The organism is Paraburkholderia sartisoli (assembly GCF_900107685.1).
Taxonomy (GTDB): domain Bacteria; phylum Pseudomonadota; class Gammaproteobacteria; order Burkholderiales; family Burkholderiaceae; genus Paraburkholderia; species Paraburkholderia sartisoli.
Genome location: NZ_FNRQ01000002.1, coordinates 410,156 through 426,873, shown reverse-complemented (window position 1 = coordinate 426,873; position 16,718 = coordinate 410,156). Strand labels below are relative to the sequence as shown.

General features: G+C 66.4%; 15 protein-coding genes. All 15 read left to right on the top strand.

The features are described from left to right. The first annotated feature begins 206 nt into the window (after window positions 1-206). The 15 genes from tssB to BLV45_RS09075 all read left to right on the top strand — a co-directional run bounded on the left by tssB (window position 207) and on the right by BLV45_RS09075 (window position 16,701). Window positions 207-758 (top strand): type VI secretion system contractile sheath small subunit, encoded by a 552-nt coding sequence (gene tssB / locus BLV45_RS09145; protein ID WP_090531991.1) that lies wholly within the window; start codon window positions 207-209, stop codon window positions 756-758. 67 nt (window positions 759-825) lie between these two features. Further along, window positions 826-2,337, top strand: coding sequence for a type VI secretion system contractile sheath large subunit (tssC, locus tag BLV45_RS09140; RefSeq protein ID WP_090531989.1), 1,512 nt, complete (start codon window positions 826-828; stop codon window positions 2,335-2,337). Between the two features lie 47 nt (window positions 2,338-2,384). Then, window positions 2,385-2,867 carry an Hcp family type VI secretion system effector gene (locus BLV45_RS09135; RefSeq protein WP_090531987.1) on the top strand — a complete coding sequence of 161 codons (483 nt, stop codon included), beginning with the start codon at window positions 2,385-2,387 and terminating at the stop codon, window positions 2,865-2,867. 53 nt (window positions 2,868-2,920) lie between these two features. Beyond that, window positions 2,921-3,388 (top strand): type VI secretion system baseplate subunit TssE, encoded by a 468-nt coding sequence (gene tssE, locus BLV45_RS09130; protein WP_090531986.1) that lies wholly within the window; start codon window positions 2,921-2,923, stop codon window positions 3,386-3,388. Further along, window positions 3,381-5,144: a type VI secretion system baseplate subunit TssF gene (gene tssF, locus BLV45_RS09125; RefSeq protein WP_090531984.1), complete on the top strand. Its 1,764-nt coding sequence runs from the start codon at window positions 3,381-3,383 to the stop codon at window positions 5,142-5,144. The genes tssE and tssF overlap by 8 nt, the downstream gene beginning before the upstream one ends. Then, a complete protein-coding gene (gene tssG / locus BLV45_RS09120; protein WP_090531982.1) occupies window positions 5,099-6,199 on the top strand; it encodes a type VI secretion system baseplate subunit TssG in 1,101 nt (366 codons plus the stop codon). Before tssF ends, tssG begins: the two co-directional genes overlap by 46 nt. An 11-nt stretch (window positions 6,200-6,210) precedes the next feature. Then, window positions 6,211-8,904, top strand: a complete 2,694-nt coding sequence (tssH, locus tag BLV45_RS09115; RefSeq protein ID WP_090531980.1) for a type VI secretion system ATPase TssH — start codon at window positions 6,211-6,213, stop codon at window positions 8,902-8,904. A 4-nt stretch (window positions 8,905-8,908) separates the two neighbouring features. Beyond that, window positions 8,909-10,834: a type VI secretion system tip protein TssI/VgrG gene (tssI, locus tag BLV45_RS09110; protein WP_090531978.1), complete on the top strand. Its 1,926-nt coding sequence runs from the start codon at window positions 8,909-8,911 to the stop codon at window positions 10,832-10,834. Window positions 10,835-10,841: 7 nt separating this feature from the next. After that, a complete protein-coding gene (locus BLV45_RS09105) occupies window positions 10,842-11,549 on the top strand; it encodes a toxin-antitoxin system YwqK family antitoxin (protein WP_090531976.1) in 708 nt (235 codons plus the stop codon). A gap of 3 nt (window positions 11,550-11,552) precedes the next feature. After that, a complete protein-coding gene (locus BLV45_RS09100) occupies window positions 11,553-11,939 on the top strand; it encodes a DUF4280 domain-containing protein (protein WP_090531974.1) in 387 nt (128 codons plus the stop codon). Window positions 11,940-11,952: 13 nt separating this feature from the next. Further along, a complete protein-coding gene (locus BLV45_RS09095; RefSeq protein ID WP_090531972.1) occupies window positions 11,953-12,246 on the top strand; it encodes a hypothetical protein in 294 nt (97 codons plus the stop codon). A 22-nt stretch (window positions 12,247-12,268) separates the two neighbouring features. Continuing rightward, entirely contained in the window at window positions 12,269-13,258 is a 990-nt protein-coding gene (locus tag BLV45_RS09090) for a substrate-binding periplasmic protein (protein ID WP_090531970.1), read from the top strand. 30 nt (window positions 13,259-13,288) lie between these two features. After that, the gene (locus BLV45_RS09085) at window positions 13,289-14,569 is read left to right on the top strand and encodes a dicarboxylate/amino acid:cation symporter (RefSeq protein WP_090531968.1); all 1,281 of its coding nucleotides are present in this window, start codon (window positions 13,289-13,291) and stop codon (window positions 14,567-14,569) included. Between the two features lie 9 nt (window positions 14,570-14,578). Next, entirely contained in the window at window positions 14,579-15,280 is a 702-nt protein-coding gene (gene cuyB / locus BLV45_RS09080) for a cysteate racemase (protein WP_090531967.1), read from the top strand. Continuing rightward, window positions 15,277-16,701: a dicarboxylate/amino acid:cation symporter gene (locus BLV45_RS09075; RefSeq protein ID WP_090531965.1), complete on the top strand. Its 1,425-nt coding sequence runs from the start codon at window positions 15,277-15,279 to the stop codon at window positions 16,699-16,701. The genes cuyB and BLV45_RS09075 overlap by 4 nt, the downstream gene beginning before the upstream one ends. Window positions 16,702-16,718: the final 17 nt, after the last annotated feature.

Below are 16,718 nucleotides of genomic sequence, written 5' to 3'. Positions count from 1 at the left end.
GGAACCCTTCGGAAGGGTAGCCGCATTACCTGATATTGCAAATGAGCAATGAGCGCCATTTACCTTTCCGGTTTATGGCCGGGATGCTTTTATTTGCCCTTTTAATTACGTTTTAATGACGGATTTCAGCACGCCTGATTGAACATGGGGCGTGTATGGAATCCGGCTATTCATCAGACGTTTTGGGTTTTTTCCGGAGAGTTTTTATGTCGAACAGTCTGCAAAAATGGGTGGGTCGTAACCGGCCGCCGCGCGTTCAGATTACGTACGACGTCGAGGTGGGCGACGCCGTGGAAAAGCGCGAGCTGCCGATGGTCGTCGGTCTGCTCGCGGACCTGTCGGGGCAGCCGGCCACGCCGCTGCCGAAGATGAAAGAGCGCCGTTTCGTCGAGATCGATCGCGATAACTTCGATGAAATCATGGGCAAGATCCGCCCGCGCCTCGACCTTTCGGTGCCGGACACGATGAAGGGCGAAGGCAACCTCAAGATCGAACTGAACTTCAACCAGTTCTCGGATTTTCATCCGGAGAGCCTGGTGGGCCAGGTGCCGCGTCTCGCGAAGCTGCTCGAAGCGCGCCAGCAACTGCGCGACCTGCTCGGCAAGCTCGACGGCAACGACGAGCTGGACTCGATCCTCGAGCGCATCGTCAAGGACGCCGACGAGCTGAAAAAGGTGCAAAGCCAGGCGTACGCCGGCGACGCATCACAGCCGCAACAGGCCCAGCAGCCCGCACAGGAAGACGCCGCGTCCGAGTGACCCGGTCTTTCTCCCGCCTTTGCCATCAAGCGCAAACGCAAAACCACATTCCACCAGGGTGATCAGAATGGCAACCAAGCCTGCCGCCAACAGCGCGGCCACCGAAGCGACCTCGGGCACCGTCGTCACGACCCAAAGCGAACTGAGCCTGCTCGAACGCATCGTCGAGGAAGGCAACATGGCGATCGAGCCGTCGCAGCGCGGCTACGCGAAGCAGCTCATCGGCCAGCTCGCCTCGCAGGTTCTCGACGAAGGCATGCGCACGAGCCCCGACAAGAGTCTCGTCGCGACCATCAATGAACGCGTCGCGGAGATCGACCGTCTGCTGTCGGACCAGCTGAACGCGATCATGCACGACCCGGCTTTCCAGGCGCTCGAGGCGTCGTGGACCGGCCTGCACGACATGGTGCAGGGCACGGAGACGGGCCAGAACCTGAAGCTGCGCCTGCTCAACGTGACGAAGAAGGAACTGCTGAAGGACCTCGAATCGGCGGTCGATCACGACATGAGCGTGCTCTTCAAGAAGATCTATGAGGAAGAGTACGGCACGTTCGGCGGCTATCCGTATTCGCTGCTGATCGGCGATTACTCGTTTGGCCGTCATCCGCAGGACATCGCGTTGCTCGAGCGCATTTCGAAGGTGGCCGCGGCCGCCCACGCGCCGTTCATCGCGTCGGCCGCGCCGAGCCTCTTCGACATCAAGTCGTTTACCGAACTGGGCGTCACGCGCGATCTGTCGAAGGTCTTCGAAAGCGCCGAGCTGACCACGTGGCGCAGCTTCCGCGAAGCGGAGGATTCGCGCTATGTGTCGCTGGTGCTGCCTTCGTACGCGGCCCGCCTGCCGTACGGCGCGAAGACCCAGCCGGTCGAAAACTTCAACTTCGAAGAAGACGTGGACGGCACTGATCACGGCAAGTATCTGTGGGCGAACTCGGCGTATCAGCTCGGCCTGCGCATCACGAACGCGTTCTCGCTGTACAGCTGGTCGACGGCGATCCGCGGTGTCGAGGGCGGCGGCAAGGTCGACGGCCTCGTGGCGCACACGTACCGCACCGATGAAGGCGACGTCGCGCTGAAGTGCCCGACCGAGGTGACGATCACCGACCGCCGCGAAAAGGAACTGAACGATCTGGGCTTCATCGCGATCGTCAATTCGAAGGGCTCCAATACGGCGACGTTCTTCGGCAGCCAGACCGCCAACAAGCCGAAACTCTTCAACAAGGATTCGGCCAACGCGAACGCGCAACTGTCGGCGCGTCTGCCGTACGTGCTCGCCGCTTCGCGCTTCGCGCATTACCTGAAGGTGATGATGCGCGACAAGGTGGGCAGCTTCCAGACACGCGGCCAGGTCGAAAATTACCTGAACAACTGGATCGCCGATTACGTGCTGATCAACCCGGCGGCGTCGCAGGCCTCCAAGGCGCGCTTTCCGCTGAGCGAAGCGCGCGTGGACGTGACCGAAGTGCCGGGCAAGCCGGGTGCGTACCGCGCCACCTGTTTCCTGAAGCCCCATTTCCAGATGGAAGAACTGACGGCTTCGCTTCGGCTCGTCGCCGAACTGCCTGCGGCCGCGGCCTGACGCCCGCCGTTTGACCCCTACAACCGAAGCACTGAGGTACGGAATTCATGGATACGATCATTCTTGATATCAAGGACATCAAAGGCAATTCGACCATCAAGGGCTATGAGGACAAGATCATCCTGATGAGCTTTTCAATCGGCATCTCGTTGCCGATCGGCCTTGACGTGGCGAATACGGAGCGGACCATGGGCCGCCCGAATTTCAGCGAGTTCAGTTTCTCCAAGGTCAGCGACCAGTCGACGACCGCGCTGTATTCGGCCTGCACGCAAGGCACCAAGCTTGGCGATGCCACGTTGCTGATCGGTCGCAACGAGAACGGCGAGTTTATGCCGCACATGAAGTACGTGATGAAGAACGCGATGATCGCGAACGTCAGTTCGTCGGGCGGTGGTGAAATGGCGGACAGCTTCTCGATTCATTTCACCGGCGTCACCGCGGAATACACTCAGCAGAACGTCGATTCGTCGAAGAAGGGCACGGCTTCGTTTGGCTGGGACCTCTCGAAGAACGAAGCGATTTCATCTTAAGACAGCAGTTGCAGCAGGCCGGGCAACAAAAGCGTAGCGGGGAGTTCTGCGTCATGCTGGCAATCATCAACGGTTCACCGATGCCTCTGTTCGAGCGCCTCGTTGCCGGCGACGCTGCGCCTTCGCATGAGCAGTTGCTGGAAGGCGACGCGCTACGCGAATCCGTTGCCCGCGAACTGGGCCGGATCCTCGGCACGCGTTCGCGTCTGGCATTCGATGCGTTCGCAACCAGCGAAGGCACCGTGATCGACTACGGCGTGCCCGACTTCTCGGCGCGCTCGGTGCAATCGGGCGCCGATCGCGACGCGATCGCCGCGGCCATCCAGCGTGCGATCACGCTGTTCGAGCCGAGACTCGCGGACGTGACGGTGCGCTTCGCATCGGGCGCCTCGCAGTCGGGGCAACCTGTCGTTGTGGTGAGCGGTGCGCTGCGCATGGCCACGGGCCTGGGGCGCGTCGCGTTCGAACTCTCGGCGGGCGGCGAGCCGTCGCCTGTTCCGCACGGGACGGACCATGACTGATGCGGCCTCCGACGACATCCTGCATTACTACAAACGCGAACTGTCGTACCTGCGCACGCAGGGCGCCGAGTTCGCGCAGCGCTATCCGAAGGTCGCTTCACGTCTTGCGCTGCACGGCACCGAGTCGCTCGATCCGCACACGGAACGGCTGATCGAGGCAACCGCCTTTCTCGCCGCGCGCGTGCATCGCGATCTGGATCAGACTTTTCCGCAGGTCGCGTCGCTGCTGCTCGACAACGTGTGTCCGTCGCTCGTGCAACCCGTGCCCGCGATGACCGTCGTGCAGTTCGATCTCGACCCCGCCCAGGGCAAGGTGACGGCCGGTTTTCGCGTGCCGCGCCATACGGGCCTGCAGGCGCGCACGGAAAGCGGCGAGGCCTGCCGTTTCCGCACGGCATGGGACACCCTGTTGTGGCCCGTCTCGATCACGCGGGCGCGGTTCACGGACGACACGATGCTCGCCCTCACGCTCGAGTGCGAGGAGGGCGTGGATTTTTCCGAGCTCGAACTGACGACGTTGCGCATCCATCTGCATGGCGACTGGATGGTGACGATGCCGCTCTACGAGCTGCTGGTGGTCGGCGTGACCGGCGTATCGGTGCGCCCGCAGGACGCGGCGGAGCGGACGCTGCCGGCCACGGCCTGGCGCGAAGTGGGCTGCGGCGAGGAAGACAACGTGCTGCCGCGCCCGGCGAACGCCCAGCCGGCCTACGGCTTGATGCAGGAGTATTTTGCGTTTCCGCGCAAGTTCCACTTCTTCGATCTGACGGTGCCGCGCGGGAGTCTTGGCCGCACGCGTACCTGTGAGCTCGTGCTGCATCTGAAGCGTGCGCAGCGCGGCCTCGGCATGCTGAAAGCGGGCCATTTCGCGCTGGGCTGCACGCCGGCCATCAATCTTTTTTCGCAGACGACCGAGCCGGTGGTACACGATCGCCGGCATTACGAACACCGGCTGGTGGCGGACCAGCGGCGCGAACCGATGACGGAGATTCATTCGATCGACTCGGTGACGCTCTCCGATCCTTCCGCCGACCGCTCGGTCACGGTGCCGCCGTTTTCCGCCGCCGGCGACGTGGCGTCCGAAGACGTCGGCATGTTCTGGTCGGCACGGCGCGAGCGCAGCATGCGCGCGAACCTGTCGGGCACGGACATGTATCTGAGTCTCGTCGAGACCGGCGGCGCGTCCACCCGGTTTGCCCAGCCGGTGGTCTACGCGCAGGTGCTGTGTACGAACCGGCGTCTCGCGGAGCAGGTGCCGGTCGGCGCGCGCGTGAGCGTCGAGCACGTGTCGAACACGGCCCACGTGCGCTGCCTGTATGAACCGACGGTGCAGCGTACGCCGCCGCTCGACGGCGAGTCGCTGTGGCAGCTCGTGTCGCTCCTGACGCTGAATCACGGCGCGCTCGTCAGCGGCGCGACCGGGCGCACGCAGTTGCAGCAGATGCTGCGCCTCTTCGCGTCCGGCAGCGCCCGCGAGCAGGACCAGATTCGCGGCCTGAAGAGCGTGCAGGCGCGCAGCGTCACCGCGTACGTCGGCAGTGACGCGTGGCGCGGCTACTGCCGTGGCACGGAGGTCGCCGTCGAATTCGACGCGGACGCATTCGTCGGCGGCTCGCCGCTGCTGATGGGCGCCGTGCTCGCACGGTTCTTCGCGCTCTATACGACGGTCAATTCATTTGTGCGGCTGGTGGTGCGCCGTGGAGACGAGACATGGAAGCAATGGGAGCCGATGACCGGTTACCAGTCGCTGCTTTGATCGCCACGCTGATCGCGCGCCCTCACAGCTTCGACCTGTTCCAGGCGATCAGTCTGCTCGAACGCGCGGTGCCGGGCGCGGAGCCGCTCGGCCACGGCAACGGCGCGGGCGAAGCGGTGCGCCTGACCGGCTTCGTGACGATGGCGTTCCAGGGCGCGGACGTGCGCTCGGTACGCGCGCGCGACACGGCGGATGGCGAGACAAACGCGGAAACACGCGCGTACACGCTGTCGACGCCGGCCTTCACGCTGGCCGGCGCGAATGGCCCGTTGCCGGTCGCCTACACCGAGATGCTGCTGGCAAGCCGTGCCGCGCGCGACCACGCGATGGCCGACCTGCTGGACATTTTCAATCACCGGTTTCTGTCGTTCCTGCATCGCGGCCGCAGAAAGCATGCGCCAGGACTGCACGGCGACGCGCCTCGAACCAGCGCGCCGGGTACGTGTCTCGATGCGCTCGCGAGCCTCGGCTTGCGCGGCGGCGCGCGCGGCCCGCACGGCGCGCAGTTGTGGATGCGGCACGCCGGTGTCCTCGGAGGCGCACCGCGTTCGATGGCGGGGCTGCTGATGATGCTGTCCGAGCGCCTCGGTTTGACGGCGCGCGGCGTGCAGTTCGCGGGCGCCTGGCGCGAGATGGATGAAGCGGACACCGCCTGCCTCGCCGGCCACCGCACGCAGCCGCCGACGCGGCTCGGCGACATGCGCGTACTGGGACGGCGCACGTGGGATCAGGCCGCGGGTATCCAGATCCGCTTCGACGACCTGCCGGTCGAGCGGATTGCAGGCCTGTTGCCCGGCGGCCGCGATCACGAACTGGCGGCGTGGCTCGTGCATGGCTACGTGCAGCAGGATCTCGACGTGCAAATCGTATTGAACGTAAGACGCGGCGCGTCCCGGCTGGACGGCGCCGCGGTGGGCGGCGGCACAGCGGCGCGACTCGGCTGGACCTCGTGGCTCGCGGGCGCGCGGCAGCCGGCGCCGGTGCGCTTCGCGCTGCGCGCGGCACGTCCGACAGCCGTGGCGGCCATGCCAGGCGCCACCTGGCAGACCTCCTGACGGCGAGACACATGGACATCGACATTCGAACCCTGCTGGGCAGGCTCAATCCGGAATGCCGGCGGGCGATGGAACAGGCCGCGCAACTCTGCGTGCGGCAGACGCATTACAACGTCGACGTCGAGCATCTGCTTCTTCAGTTGCTGGAGTCGAACGCGCCCGACCTGCAGGCGATCCTCGCGCATTTCGACGTCGCGCCCGACACGCTGGTCGTGCAGTTGCAGGCGGCGATCGACCAGTTCAAGCGCGGCAACGGCCGCACGCCCGCGCTCTCGCCGAACTTCTCGCAGCTCTTTCAGGAAGCGTGGCTGCTGAGCTCGATGCTGCTTGGCGAACAGCAGGTCCGCTCCGGCACGCTGGTGCTCGCGCTGCTCGAAGTCGAGGCGCTGCGCGGCCTGCTGCTGGAGTCGGTGCCCGCGCTGCTGAAGATCCCGCGCGCGGCGCTGCGCGACGCGTTGCCGATGCTGCTCGCGGGTACCGCGGAAGCCGGCGCGTACGAACCCGCTGCGGCGTCGGGCGCGGCGGCTTCGCCACGCGCGGCAGCCGGCATGCCGGCCGCGATGCCGACGGGCACAAGGGCTTCCGCTTCGGCGCTCGAACAGTACACGGTCGACATGACCGCGTTGGCGCGGGAAGGGGCGATCGATCCCATTCAGGGGCGCGACGGCGAAATCCGCCAGCTGATCGACGTGCTGCTGCGGCGTCGCCAGAACAATCCGATCCTCACCGGCGAGGCGGGCGTCGGCAAGACGGCGGTGGTCGAGGGCTTCGCGCAGCGCGTCGTCAGCGGCGAGGTGCCGCCGGCGCTCGTCAACGTGTCGGTGCGCTCGCTCGATCTGGCGTTGCTGCAGGCAGGCGCCGGCGTGAAGGGCGAATTCGAGAACCGGCTGAAGTCGGTGATCGCCGAAGTGGCGGCCTCGCCCACGCCGGTGATCCTCTTCATCGACGAGGCGCACCAGCTGATCGGCGCGGGTGGCAGCGAAGGGCAGGGCGACGCGGCGAACCTGCTGAAGCCCGCGCTCGCGCGCGGCGAGCTGCGCACGATCGCCGCCACCACGTGGGCCGAATACAAGAAGTACATCGAACGCGACCCGGCGCTCGCGCGGCGCTTTCAGGTCGTGAAGGTCGAGGAGCCATCGGAAGCGGTCGCCGTCGACATGCTGCGCGGCGTCGTGCAGAAGCTCGAACAGCATCATCACGTCGAGATTCTCGACGACGCGGTGCGCGATGCCGTCAAGCTCTCGCACCGGTACATCAGCGGCCGGCAGTTGCCGGACAAGGCCATCAGCGTGCTCGACACGGCGTGCGCGCGTGTCGCGATCGCGCAGAACGGCGTGCCCGAGGAAATCGAGGCGCTCCAGCGCACGATCGACGGCGCGACGCACCAGTTGCGCATCCTGCGTCACGAAGCGGCGACTGGCATCGATCGCGCCGATGCGATCGCCGCGACCGGCCGTCAGCTCGACGACGCGCGCACCCGGCATCTGCGTTTGACGGAAAAGCTCGTCACCGAAAAGCGCGCGGTCGGCGAAATCATCGCGTGGCGCAGCCGCATCGCGCGCTTTCTCGACGACGCGGACAGCATCGGCGAGGACGAGGACGGCGAGTCGCTCGGCGCGAATCTCGCACGCCTGGAAAAGGGCCTCGAAGCGGTGCAGAACGACGAGCCGATGGTGCCGGTGTGCGTGAGTTCGGCGGTGGTGGCGAAGGTGATTTCGGACTGGACCGGCATCCCGGTCGGCCGCATGCTCGCCGACGAACTGCACACGGTGCTGTATCTGCAGGAAAAGCTCGCGGAACGCGTGGTCGGCCAGGACGAAGCGCTCGACGCGATCGCACGCCGCATCCGCACGTTTCGCGCGGACCTCGACGATCCGGGCAAGCCGGTCGGCGTGTTCCTGCTGGTCGGCCCGAGCGGCGTCGGCAAGACCGAGACCGCCTGCGCGCTGGCCGACCTGCTGTACGGCGGCGAGCGCAACATGATCACCGTGAACATGTCGGAGTTCCAGGAGGCGCACAGCGTGTCGGGCCTGAAGGGCGCGCCGCCCGGGTACGTCGGCTACGGACGCGGCGGCACGCTGACCGAAGCGGTGCGCCGTCGCCCGTATAGCGTCGTGCTGCTCGACGAAATGGAGAAGGCGCATCCGGACGTGCTGGAGCTGTTCTTCCAGGTGTTCGACAAGGGCGTGATGGAAGACGGCGAAGGCGTGCCGATCGATTTTCGCAACACGGTGATCCTGCTCACGTCGAATGCGGCGCAGGACGTCATCACCGAGGCGAGCCAGGGTGGCCGCCGGCCGCCGCCGGCCGAGCTGGTGGAGCGGCTGCGTCCGGCGCTGCTCACGCGTTTCAGTCCGGCCTTTCTCGGCCGTCTGACGCTCGTGCCTTACTACCACCTGGGCGACGCGCAGATCGGCGCGATTGTCGCGCTCAAGCTGGCGCGGCTCGCGGAGCGCTTCGAGCGCAATCATCACGCGCGCCTCACGTGGGACGACGCGCTCGCGCGCGCGATCTCGCAGCGATGCACCGAAGTCGACAGCGGCGCGCGCAACGTCGACCACATTCTCACGCAGTCGGTGCTGCCGGAACTGGCGCGCCAGGTGCTCGAACGCATTTCGACGGAGTCTCCGTTCGGCGGCGTGCATCTGTCGCTCGATGCGTCCGGGAATGTTGGCTTCCACTTCCTGTCGACGGACGAGGCCTGAGCGGATGTATTCCAGAGCCAGCCAGGCGGGATGTCTCGCATCGGTCAGCACACCGTTCGGCACGGACGTGTTGCTGCTCGACGGCTTCGCCGGGCGGGAAGCGATCTCCGAGCTGTTCCGCTTCCAGTTGCGCATGCGCTCGTCCAACATGGCGCTCGATGCGAAAACCATCGTCGGCAAGAAGGTCACGGTGACGCTGCAGCAACCCACCGGACCGCAACGCTGGTTCAACGGCATCGTCACGCGTTTTGTGAACGCCGGCGCCGATCTGAAATACGGCTTTTATACGGCGGAACTCGCGCCTTCGCTCGTGCTGCTGACGCTCGGCCGCAACCGCGCGATCTATCAGAACCTGAGCGCGCTCGCGATCATCGAGCAGGTCCTCGGCGCCTTCAGCATTACGTACGAGTTGCGCCTCTCGGGCACCTACGCGGTGCGCGAATACTGCGTGCAGTTCGACGAAAGCCCGTTCGCGTTCATCTCGCGGCTGATGGAGGAAGAAGGGATGTTCTACTTCTTCACGTTCGCCGACGGCGTACACACGATGGTGCTGGCGGACGGTTCGTCCGCGCATCACGCGGGCGCGGCGGACAGCGCGACGCTGCACGTCAGCACGGGCGCGATGAGCGATGCCACGGTTCAGCCCGTCACGCATCTGGAGCTGACACAGGGACTGGGCGCGTCCGCGCAGGTGTTCGCCGACTACGACTATGTGACGGCGGAGACATCGAGCACCGCATTGAATGCGGACGCGGCGGCCACCGCGGGCGAGCAGTACGTCTATCCAGGCCGATACGCCGACTCCGACGACGCAACCCGCAAGGCCACGATCCGCGCGGCCGCGCAAACCGTCGAACAGCAGACGGGCGCGGGCAGCAGCGTCTGCTACAGCCTCGCGGCGGGCGCGACGTTCACGCTCGCGGGCCATTCCAACAGCGCGCTGAACGTGATGTACGTGGTGCGCTCGGTGACGCACTCCGCGTCGAACGAGGCGTACGGCAACGAATTCGAGGTCTTCCCGCAGGCCGTGCCGTTCCGTGCGCCGCTCGTGACACCGAGGCCGGTTGTCGCCGGCACGCACACGGCGACGGTGGTCGGTTCGAGCGGCGAGGAAATCTGGACCGACGCCTATGGCCGCGTGAAGGTGAAGTTTCACTGGGACCGCTCCACCACGGCCGACCAGAACAGTTCGTGCTGGGTGCGGGTGGTGCAGTCGTCGGCCGGGCAGGGCTGGGGTCATCTGTTCCTGCCCCGGGTCGGCCACGAGGTCGTCGTGAGTTATGTCGACGGCGATCCGGACCGCCCGCTTGTCACCGGCAGCGTCTACAACCTTCAATCGACCTTGCCCGTCGCGTTGCCCGGCATGCAGACCCAGAGCGTGATGCGCTCGCGTTCGTCGAAGGATGGCAGCGCGGGCAACGAAATGCGGATGGAGGACAAGTCCGGCTCGGAAGAACTGTACTTCCACGCGCAGAAGGATATGACCGTCGAGATCGAAAACGCGCTTTCGACGACGGTGAAAGCGGGCGCCGAATCGCACGTGCTGCAAAAGGGCGACCGCACCGTCGACGTGCAGGCCGGCAAGGAGACGCACAACGTGAAGGGCACCCGCACGCTCGACGTGACGGGCGACGAAACGCACACCAACCACGCGGCGTTTACGCAGAACGTGACGGGCAACTATCAGCTGAAGGTGAGCGGCGACCTGGTGATCGATGTGAGCGGCTCGGTCACGATCAAGTCGGGCGCGGCACTGCTGAACCAGGCCGGCACGTCGCTCGACAACAAGGCGGGCACGACGCTCACGAACAAGGCGGGCGCCACGCTGACCAACGACGCGCCCGAGGTGCAGCAGAAGGCCAGTGCGTCGCACACGGTGCAAAGCGGCGGCATCCTCGAGCTGAAAGGCTCGCTCATCAAGCTCAACTAGACCGACGATGAACGCCGCCACTCTTCCCGTCGATTCCGGTTCGCCCGCCAGCGCGACGCGCGTCGTCGACGTACACGACGACGCGGGACGTCTCGTTACGCGAATGTCGTTCGCGGGCGACGTGCAGCACGGCGAGATGGTGCGCTACGGCCCCGGTGGCACGGTGCTGCTGAACGCGATGTTCGCGCTTGGCGTGCTGTCCGGACCATCGCGTGCGTTCGATGCGTCGGGCGCACCGCTCATCGAGTCGCACTACGTGGACGGCAAGCTGCACGGCCTCGTCACCACATGGCAAAAAGGCGTGCCTGTCAGCCGCCAGCAGTACGCGCTGGGAGCGCTGAACGGCGAGAGCGTGAGCTATGCGCCTGGCGGCCTCGTCACGTCGCGCGTGAAATATGTGAAGGGCTTGCCGGACGGCGAAGCGCTCTTCATGCACGACGGTGTGGTGGTGCGTCGCGTGCGGTATCGCCTGGGCGTACTCGAAGGCGAGACGCTCGACTACGCGGAAGACGGCGCGCTCTCGCAGGTCTCGCCGTATCACGCGGGGCTGCTCGATGGCACCGTGCGCCGCTACGGACCGGACGGTCAGGTGATGCAGGAGCGCCGCTATGTGCAGGGCAAGCCGCAGGGCGCCTGGCGCGCGATCCCCGCTGGCGGAGACTCCGCCGCCGCGCCGCGCCTGTCCCAGCGTCTCGAACGCTGGGTGAGGGGGTAGGCCATGGGCATCCAGATTACCGCCGGCAGCGGCCTGCAATGCAGCTTCGGCGTGGCGCCCGGCGTGCTGTCGGTGCTGCCGGCAAGCGGCGTGATGGGGCAGACACCGCTTGCCTGCATCATGGATCACGCACCGGTCGTCAACGTCGCGCCGTTCGGCATGTGCAGTTGCATGGGCAACCCGCAGGTCGCCGCCGCGACGGCCGCCGCGCTGGGTGTGCTCACGCCGATGCCGTGCGTGCCGATGACGTCCGCGCCGTGGGCGCCGGGCTCGCCCACGGTATTGATCGGCTGCCAGCCGGCGTTGCAGAACTCATCGAAGCTGATGTGCGCATGGGGCGGCGTGATCCAGATCGTGATGCCCGCGCAGGTCGACACCATGGTTCCCTGAGGAAAGACACACGATGCAATACGCCTTTTCGATGACTTCGCGCATGGTGACGATCGCCGTGACCTGCGCCGTGCTGTTATGCGGACTCCTTTTTCTGCTGGGCGTCGAGATCGGCGTGCGTTTCGTGGCCCCCGCGTGGTCCGGTGCCGACGCCGCGGCACGTAGCGCGCTGCCTGGCGTAGCCGCGCAACCGGTCGCCGCTGTGGCTGCCGCGCCCGCCGTCACGCCTGCCGCCGCACCCGCATCGACGCAGTCAACCTATACGGGCGACGTGGTGTCGCTTCCCGCTTCTTCCCCGACTAACTGATCTAACTGATACCGGCTGCCCCATGTCGTTTGCGAAATTCATCTCAGACATTGCTTCACTCTGCCGGCGGCGCGTTGCTGCTGCCGTTCGATCCCACGTCACGCTGACGCGTGCAACATGTGCCGCGCTCCTCGTCGCGACGTCCGGCGCACCCGCGCTCGCGCTTGCCGCCGACGCGGCACCTGCCGCACGCCCGGCGGCGAGCGCGCCCGCGCCTGCGTCCGGGGCCGCGCTGGTCCTGACGTCGACGGGTCTCGTCCAGATGCCCGACGGCCGTCTTCTCGCGCCGGAGTTCGCGCGCATCGTCAACCGGGGCGAACTGGTGGTCGCGGTGCTGGGCGTCGACCAGCCGCCGTTCTTCGAAGAGCACAACGGACAGCTCGTCGGTCTCGACATCGACCTCGCGAAAGAACTCGCGCAGAAGCTCAACGTGAAAGTGCGCTTCAACCGCGACGCGATGACGTTCGACGGCGTGGTCAGCCTGCTCGCGAAAGGGCAGGCCGATCTCGCGGTCAGCAAGCTGTCGCGCACGTTGCCGCGCACGGAAACCATCAGTTTCAGCGAGCCCTATCTGCGCCTGAATCGCGCGCTGCTGCTCAACCGCGTGAAGTTCGCGCAGCTCGCGCATGGACGCCCGGTGCCCGAGGTGATCCGCACCTATGACGGCACGCTCGGCGTGGTGGCGAAGTCCTCCTATGCCGAGTACGCGTTGAGCAATTTCCCGCACGCGAAGCTGATGACCTACCCGACGTGGGACGCGGTGCTCAAGGCGCTGAACGACGGCGACATCACCGCCGCGTTTCGCGACGAGTTCGAGGTCAAGCGCGTGCTGAAATCCGATCCGACCGCGTCGCTGCGCCTGCGCGTGGTGACGCTGAAAGACCTCGAGGACACGCTCGCCGTCGCCGTCAACATCAGCGAACCCGCGCTGCTCGCGTTCGTCAACCAGTTCCTTGCTGATCGCGCGAAGCGGCTCGACGTCGCCGCCGTTCTGCAGGCACCCAGCTACTGATTTACTGATCTCGCCAACCGGATCCGGCACATGACACTCACTTCCAGCAAGATCTACGCCCTGGTGCTCAACCCGTGGGTCGTGATCGGCAGCCTCGTGCTCGGCGGCACGGTTGGCCTGCTCTTTCCCACCGAATCGCAGCAGCTTGTCGTGCTGAGCGACATCTACGTCGACCTGCTGAAGATGACCACGCTGCCGTTCATGATCTCGGCGGTCATCTTCAGCCTGCAGCGGCTCTTCCGCGACGGCGGCGCCTCGCGGCTGCTGTTGCGTGTGGTGACGGTATTCGCGGGGGCGTCGGTGATCGTCGCGGTGGTCGGCGCGATCGTGCTGCTGCTGCTCAATCCGGGCGCGAACCTGTCGAGCAGCACCATGCACACGTTCGGGATGATGGTGGGCGGCGACTCGACGTCCAGCGACACCGTGATGAGCCTGTACGGCACCGACATTCCACCGAAGTCGCTCAGCTTCACGGACGTGCTGACGAGCCTCGTGCCGACCAACATTTTCGCCGCGCTCGCCAATGGCGACGCGCTCAAGGCGCTGGTGTTCGCGCTGCTGTTCGGCCTTGCCGTGGGCCGCGTGCCGGAGCGCATTTCCGTGGGCCTCAGCCAGTCGCTGGAGACGATCTATCACGCGTGCCAGAAACTGATGCACTGGTTGAGCTATCCGCTGCCGGTGATTCTCTTCTGCATGAGCGCGGCGCAACTCGGCAAGTCGGGCGTCGGGCCGCTGCACGCGATGCTGCAGTTCGTCATCGCGTTCTTCCTCGTGGCGGTGCTGCTGCTGGTATTCGCGGTCGTCGTCATCTGGAAGCGTTCGAACCAGCGCCTGGGCGCGACGCTAGACGCGCTGCGCGCGCCGTTCGCGCTCGCGCTCGCCACGCGCAACAGCGCGGCCTGCATGCCGAGCATGATCGAGACGCTCGTCGATGGGCTCGGCTTCGCGCGCTCGCGCGTCGAGCTGCTGGTGCCGCTCGCCGTGTCGCTGCTGCGTGTCGGCCCGATGGTGTACTACGTGTGCGCCACGCTCTTCATCGCCCAGCTTTACGGCCACACGCTCGGCGTGGTCGAGGTTTGCACGGTGCTGCTCGCGTCGGTGCTGGCGGGTTTTGCGTCGGCGGGCATGACCGGCCTCGTGACCGTCTCGCTGATCGGCATGACCTGCGCGTATCTGCAGCTGCCGTTCGAGGCGGCGTTCATTCTCTTTCTCGCGGTCGATCCGGTCTGCGACATGTTGCGCACGCTGATCCTCGTGATCGGCAATGCGGCGGCCGTGTCGATGATCTGCCCGCGGCCGCTGAAGATCTAGGAGCGCGCGATGACAATGATCGGAGTGCTCGGGGGCATGGGGCCGCTTGCAACGGTGGACTTCATGGAGAAGGTGATCGGCCTCACCCGCGCGGAAAGCGACCAGCAGCATTTGCCGATGATGGTGGCGAACCTGCCGCAGATTCCGGACCGCTCGCGCTCGATCCTGGGTGGCGACGAAGCGCCGTTGCCGTATCTGCTGAAGGGCATCGACCTGCTCAACCGTAACGAAGTCGGGTTGATCGCGATTCCGTGCAATTCGTCGCATCACTGGTACGCGCAGATGAGCGCGCGCAGCGCGGCGCCCGTGCTGCATATCGCCGAGACCTGCGTGGCCGCGGTGCCTGCGGGCGTGTCGCGCGCGGCGGTGCTGGCGACGCGCGGCGCGCTGGCCTCCGGGTTCTATCAGCGCGCGCTCGCCACGCGTGACATCGAACCCGTCGTACCCGACGACGCGACGCAGCACGCCGTCGACATCTGCATTCGCGACGTCAAGGCCGGGCGGCTTGCCGAAGGATCGGCGGCGCTCGCGGACGTGCTCGCCACGCTCGCCGATGGCGGCGTGCAGGCGGCGATCATGGGCTGCACCGAAATTCCGGTGGCGGCGCGGCAAGCCGGCGCGACGGCGTTCCCGCTGATCGACAGCACGCTGGAACTTGCCCGCGCGACGGTGGCGTATGCCACCGCGCGCGGCTGGAACACGTTCAGATGAACGTGCTGAAAAAACTCTCCAACAGCGCGCCGGGGCTCCTGCTGTGCCTCGTCGCGGGCGGCGTCACGGGCGCGGTTGCCGAGGGGCCCTCGACCTTCGCATGGGTCGTCGGGCAGCTTTATCTTGCCGTGGTGAACATGGCGGCGGTTCCGCTGCTGGTGGTCGCCACTTTTTTCGGGTTGCGCCAGGTGCTCGCGCTGCCGCGCCCGGCGGTGCGCGTCGGCACGATCCTCGCGGTCGCGGTGGTACTGGTCGCGCTGGCCGCGGCCGGCGGCACGATGCTCGGACTGCTCGCCACGCCGGGTGCGCAGCTTTCGCACGAAGCGCGCAGCCAGCTCGGCACGCTGGTGCTCAACAGCACGGGCAGCGGCGGCGAGGTGCCGATGAGGCTGTTCGCCGGCGCCGTCGCCGACGCACTGCCGTCGCGGATCGGCTTCGCGTTGAACGACATCGTGCCGGACAACTTCTATCGTGTGCTCGCGCAAGGCCACACGCTCGGCATCCTGACCGGCACGATCCTGTTCGGCATGGCGTTCGCCGCGCTTTCGCGCGAGCAGTCGGGCATGCTGACCAACGTGTTCGAGGGCATCTACCGCGCGCTCGAACACGTGATCGAGTACGCGAACCTGCTGATCCCCGTGCTCGCGTTCGGCACCGCCGCGCATCTGACGATGCACACGCAGCGCGCGACCGTCTTCGCCATGGGCAGCTTCCTGCTCGATTTCCTCGGGCTCGCGCTGCTGCTTTGCGTGGTGGCGATCGCGGTCATGGCGAGGATCGCGCGTCTGCCGTTTCTGCGCGTGCTGGCGGACCTGAAGGCGCCGCTGCTGGTCGGACTGACCTCGGGCAGCGCCACCGCGCCGATCCCGCACACGATCGAGGCGATGAGCGTGCGGCTCGGCTTCTCGCGCGGCGTGGTGGAGCTCGTCGTGCCGCTCGGCTCCGTGTTCGTGCGGGCGGGCTCCGCGCTGTATTTCGCGCTCGCGACCGTGTTCGTCGCGAACCTGTACGACCGGCCAATCGGCCCGTCCGACATCGTGCTGATCGCGGTCGGCTCGACCGTCGCGGCGATTCTTTCTTCGGGGCAGAACGGGCTCGGCACCGTCGCCTATGCGGCTGTCGTGCTGTCCGCGCTGCAATTGCCGGTTGAAGCAGCCGGCGCGCTTTTTATCGCGATCGACCTGATCTGCGACGGCCCGCGCAACGTGCTGAGCCTCGTCTCGACCTGCGCGGTGGTCGCGCTGGTGTCGGCGGGTTTGCCGTCCGAGCGCGTCGCGCCGGCGGAGTTGATGCCGTCCGATCCGCGCGGCGCGGTACTGACGTTTTCGTTTTCGCGCGCGCAACTGGCGCTCGCCACGGGCTGCGCGTTGATGGCCGCGTCGCTCATCGTGCTGATGGGTATCGGCGTGGGGGCGAGATGAGACCAGATCGCGCGGCC

Excerpts from the sequence above, each read along its gene's own strand:
- BLV45_RS09075 (WP_090531965.1), top strand. The coding sequence starts at position 15,277 with ATGAACGTGCTGAAAAAACTCTCCAACAGCGCGCCGGGGCTCCTGCTG.
- cuyB (WP_090531967.1), top strand. The coding sequence starts at position 14,579 with ATGACAATGATCGGAGTGCTCGGGGGCATGGGGCCGCTTGCAACGGTG.
- BLV45_RS09135 (WP_090531987.1), top strand. The coding sequence starts at position 2,385 with ATGGATACGATCATTCTTGATATCAAGGACATCAAAGGCAATTCGACC.
- BLV45_RS09105 (WP_090531976.1), top strand. The coding sequence starts at position 10,842 with ATGAACGCCGCCACTCTTCCCGTCGATTCCGGTTCGCCCGCCAGCGCG.
- tssG (WP_090531982.1), top strand. The coding sequence starts at position 5,099 with ATGGAAGCAATGGGAGCCGATGACCGGTTACCAGTCGCTGCTTTGATC.
- BLV45_RS09090 (WP_090531970.1), top strand. The coding sequence starts at position 12,269 with ATGTCGTTTGCGAAATTCATCTCAGACATTGCTTCACTCTGCCGGCGG.
- tssI (WP_090531978.1), top strand. The coding sequence starts at position 8,909 with ATGTATTCCAGAGCCAGCCAGGCGGGATGTCTCGCATCGGTCAGCACA.
- tssH (WP_090531980.1), top strand. The coding sequence starts at position 6,211 with ATGGACATCGACATTCGAACCCTGCTGGGCAGGCTCAATCCGGAATGC.
- tssF (WP_090531984.1), top strand. The coding sequence starts at position 3,381 with ATGACTGATGCGGCCTCCGACGACATCCTGCATTACTACAAACGCGAA.
- tssC (WP_090531989.1), top strand. The coding sequence starts at position 826 with ATGGCAACCAAGCCTGCCGCCAACAGCGCGGCCACCGAAGCGACCTCG.
- tssE (WP_090531986.1), top strand. The coding sequence starts at position 2,921 with ATGCTGGCAATCATCAACGGTTCACCGATGCCTCTGTTCGAGCGCCTC.
- BLV45_RS09085 (WP_090531968.1), top strand. The coding sequence starts at position 13,289 with ATGACACTCACTTCCAGCAAGATCTACGCCCTGGTGCTCAACCCGTGG.
- BLV45_RS09100 (WP_090531974.1), top strand. The coding sequence starts at position 11,553 with ATGGGCATCCAGATTACCGCCGGCAGCGGCCTGCAATGCAGCTTCGGC.
- BLV45_RS09095 (WP_090531972.1), top strand. The coding sequence starts at position 11,953 with ATGCAATACGCCTTTTCGATGACTTCGCGCATGGTGACGATCGCCGTG.
- tssB (WP_090531991.1), top strand. The coding sequence starts at position 207 with ATGTCGAACAGTCTGCAAAAATGGGTGGGTCGTAACCGGCCGCCGCGC.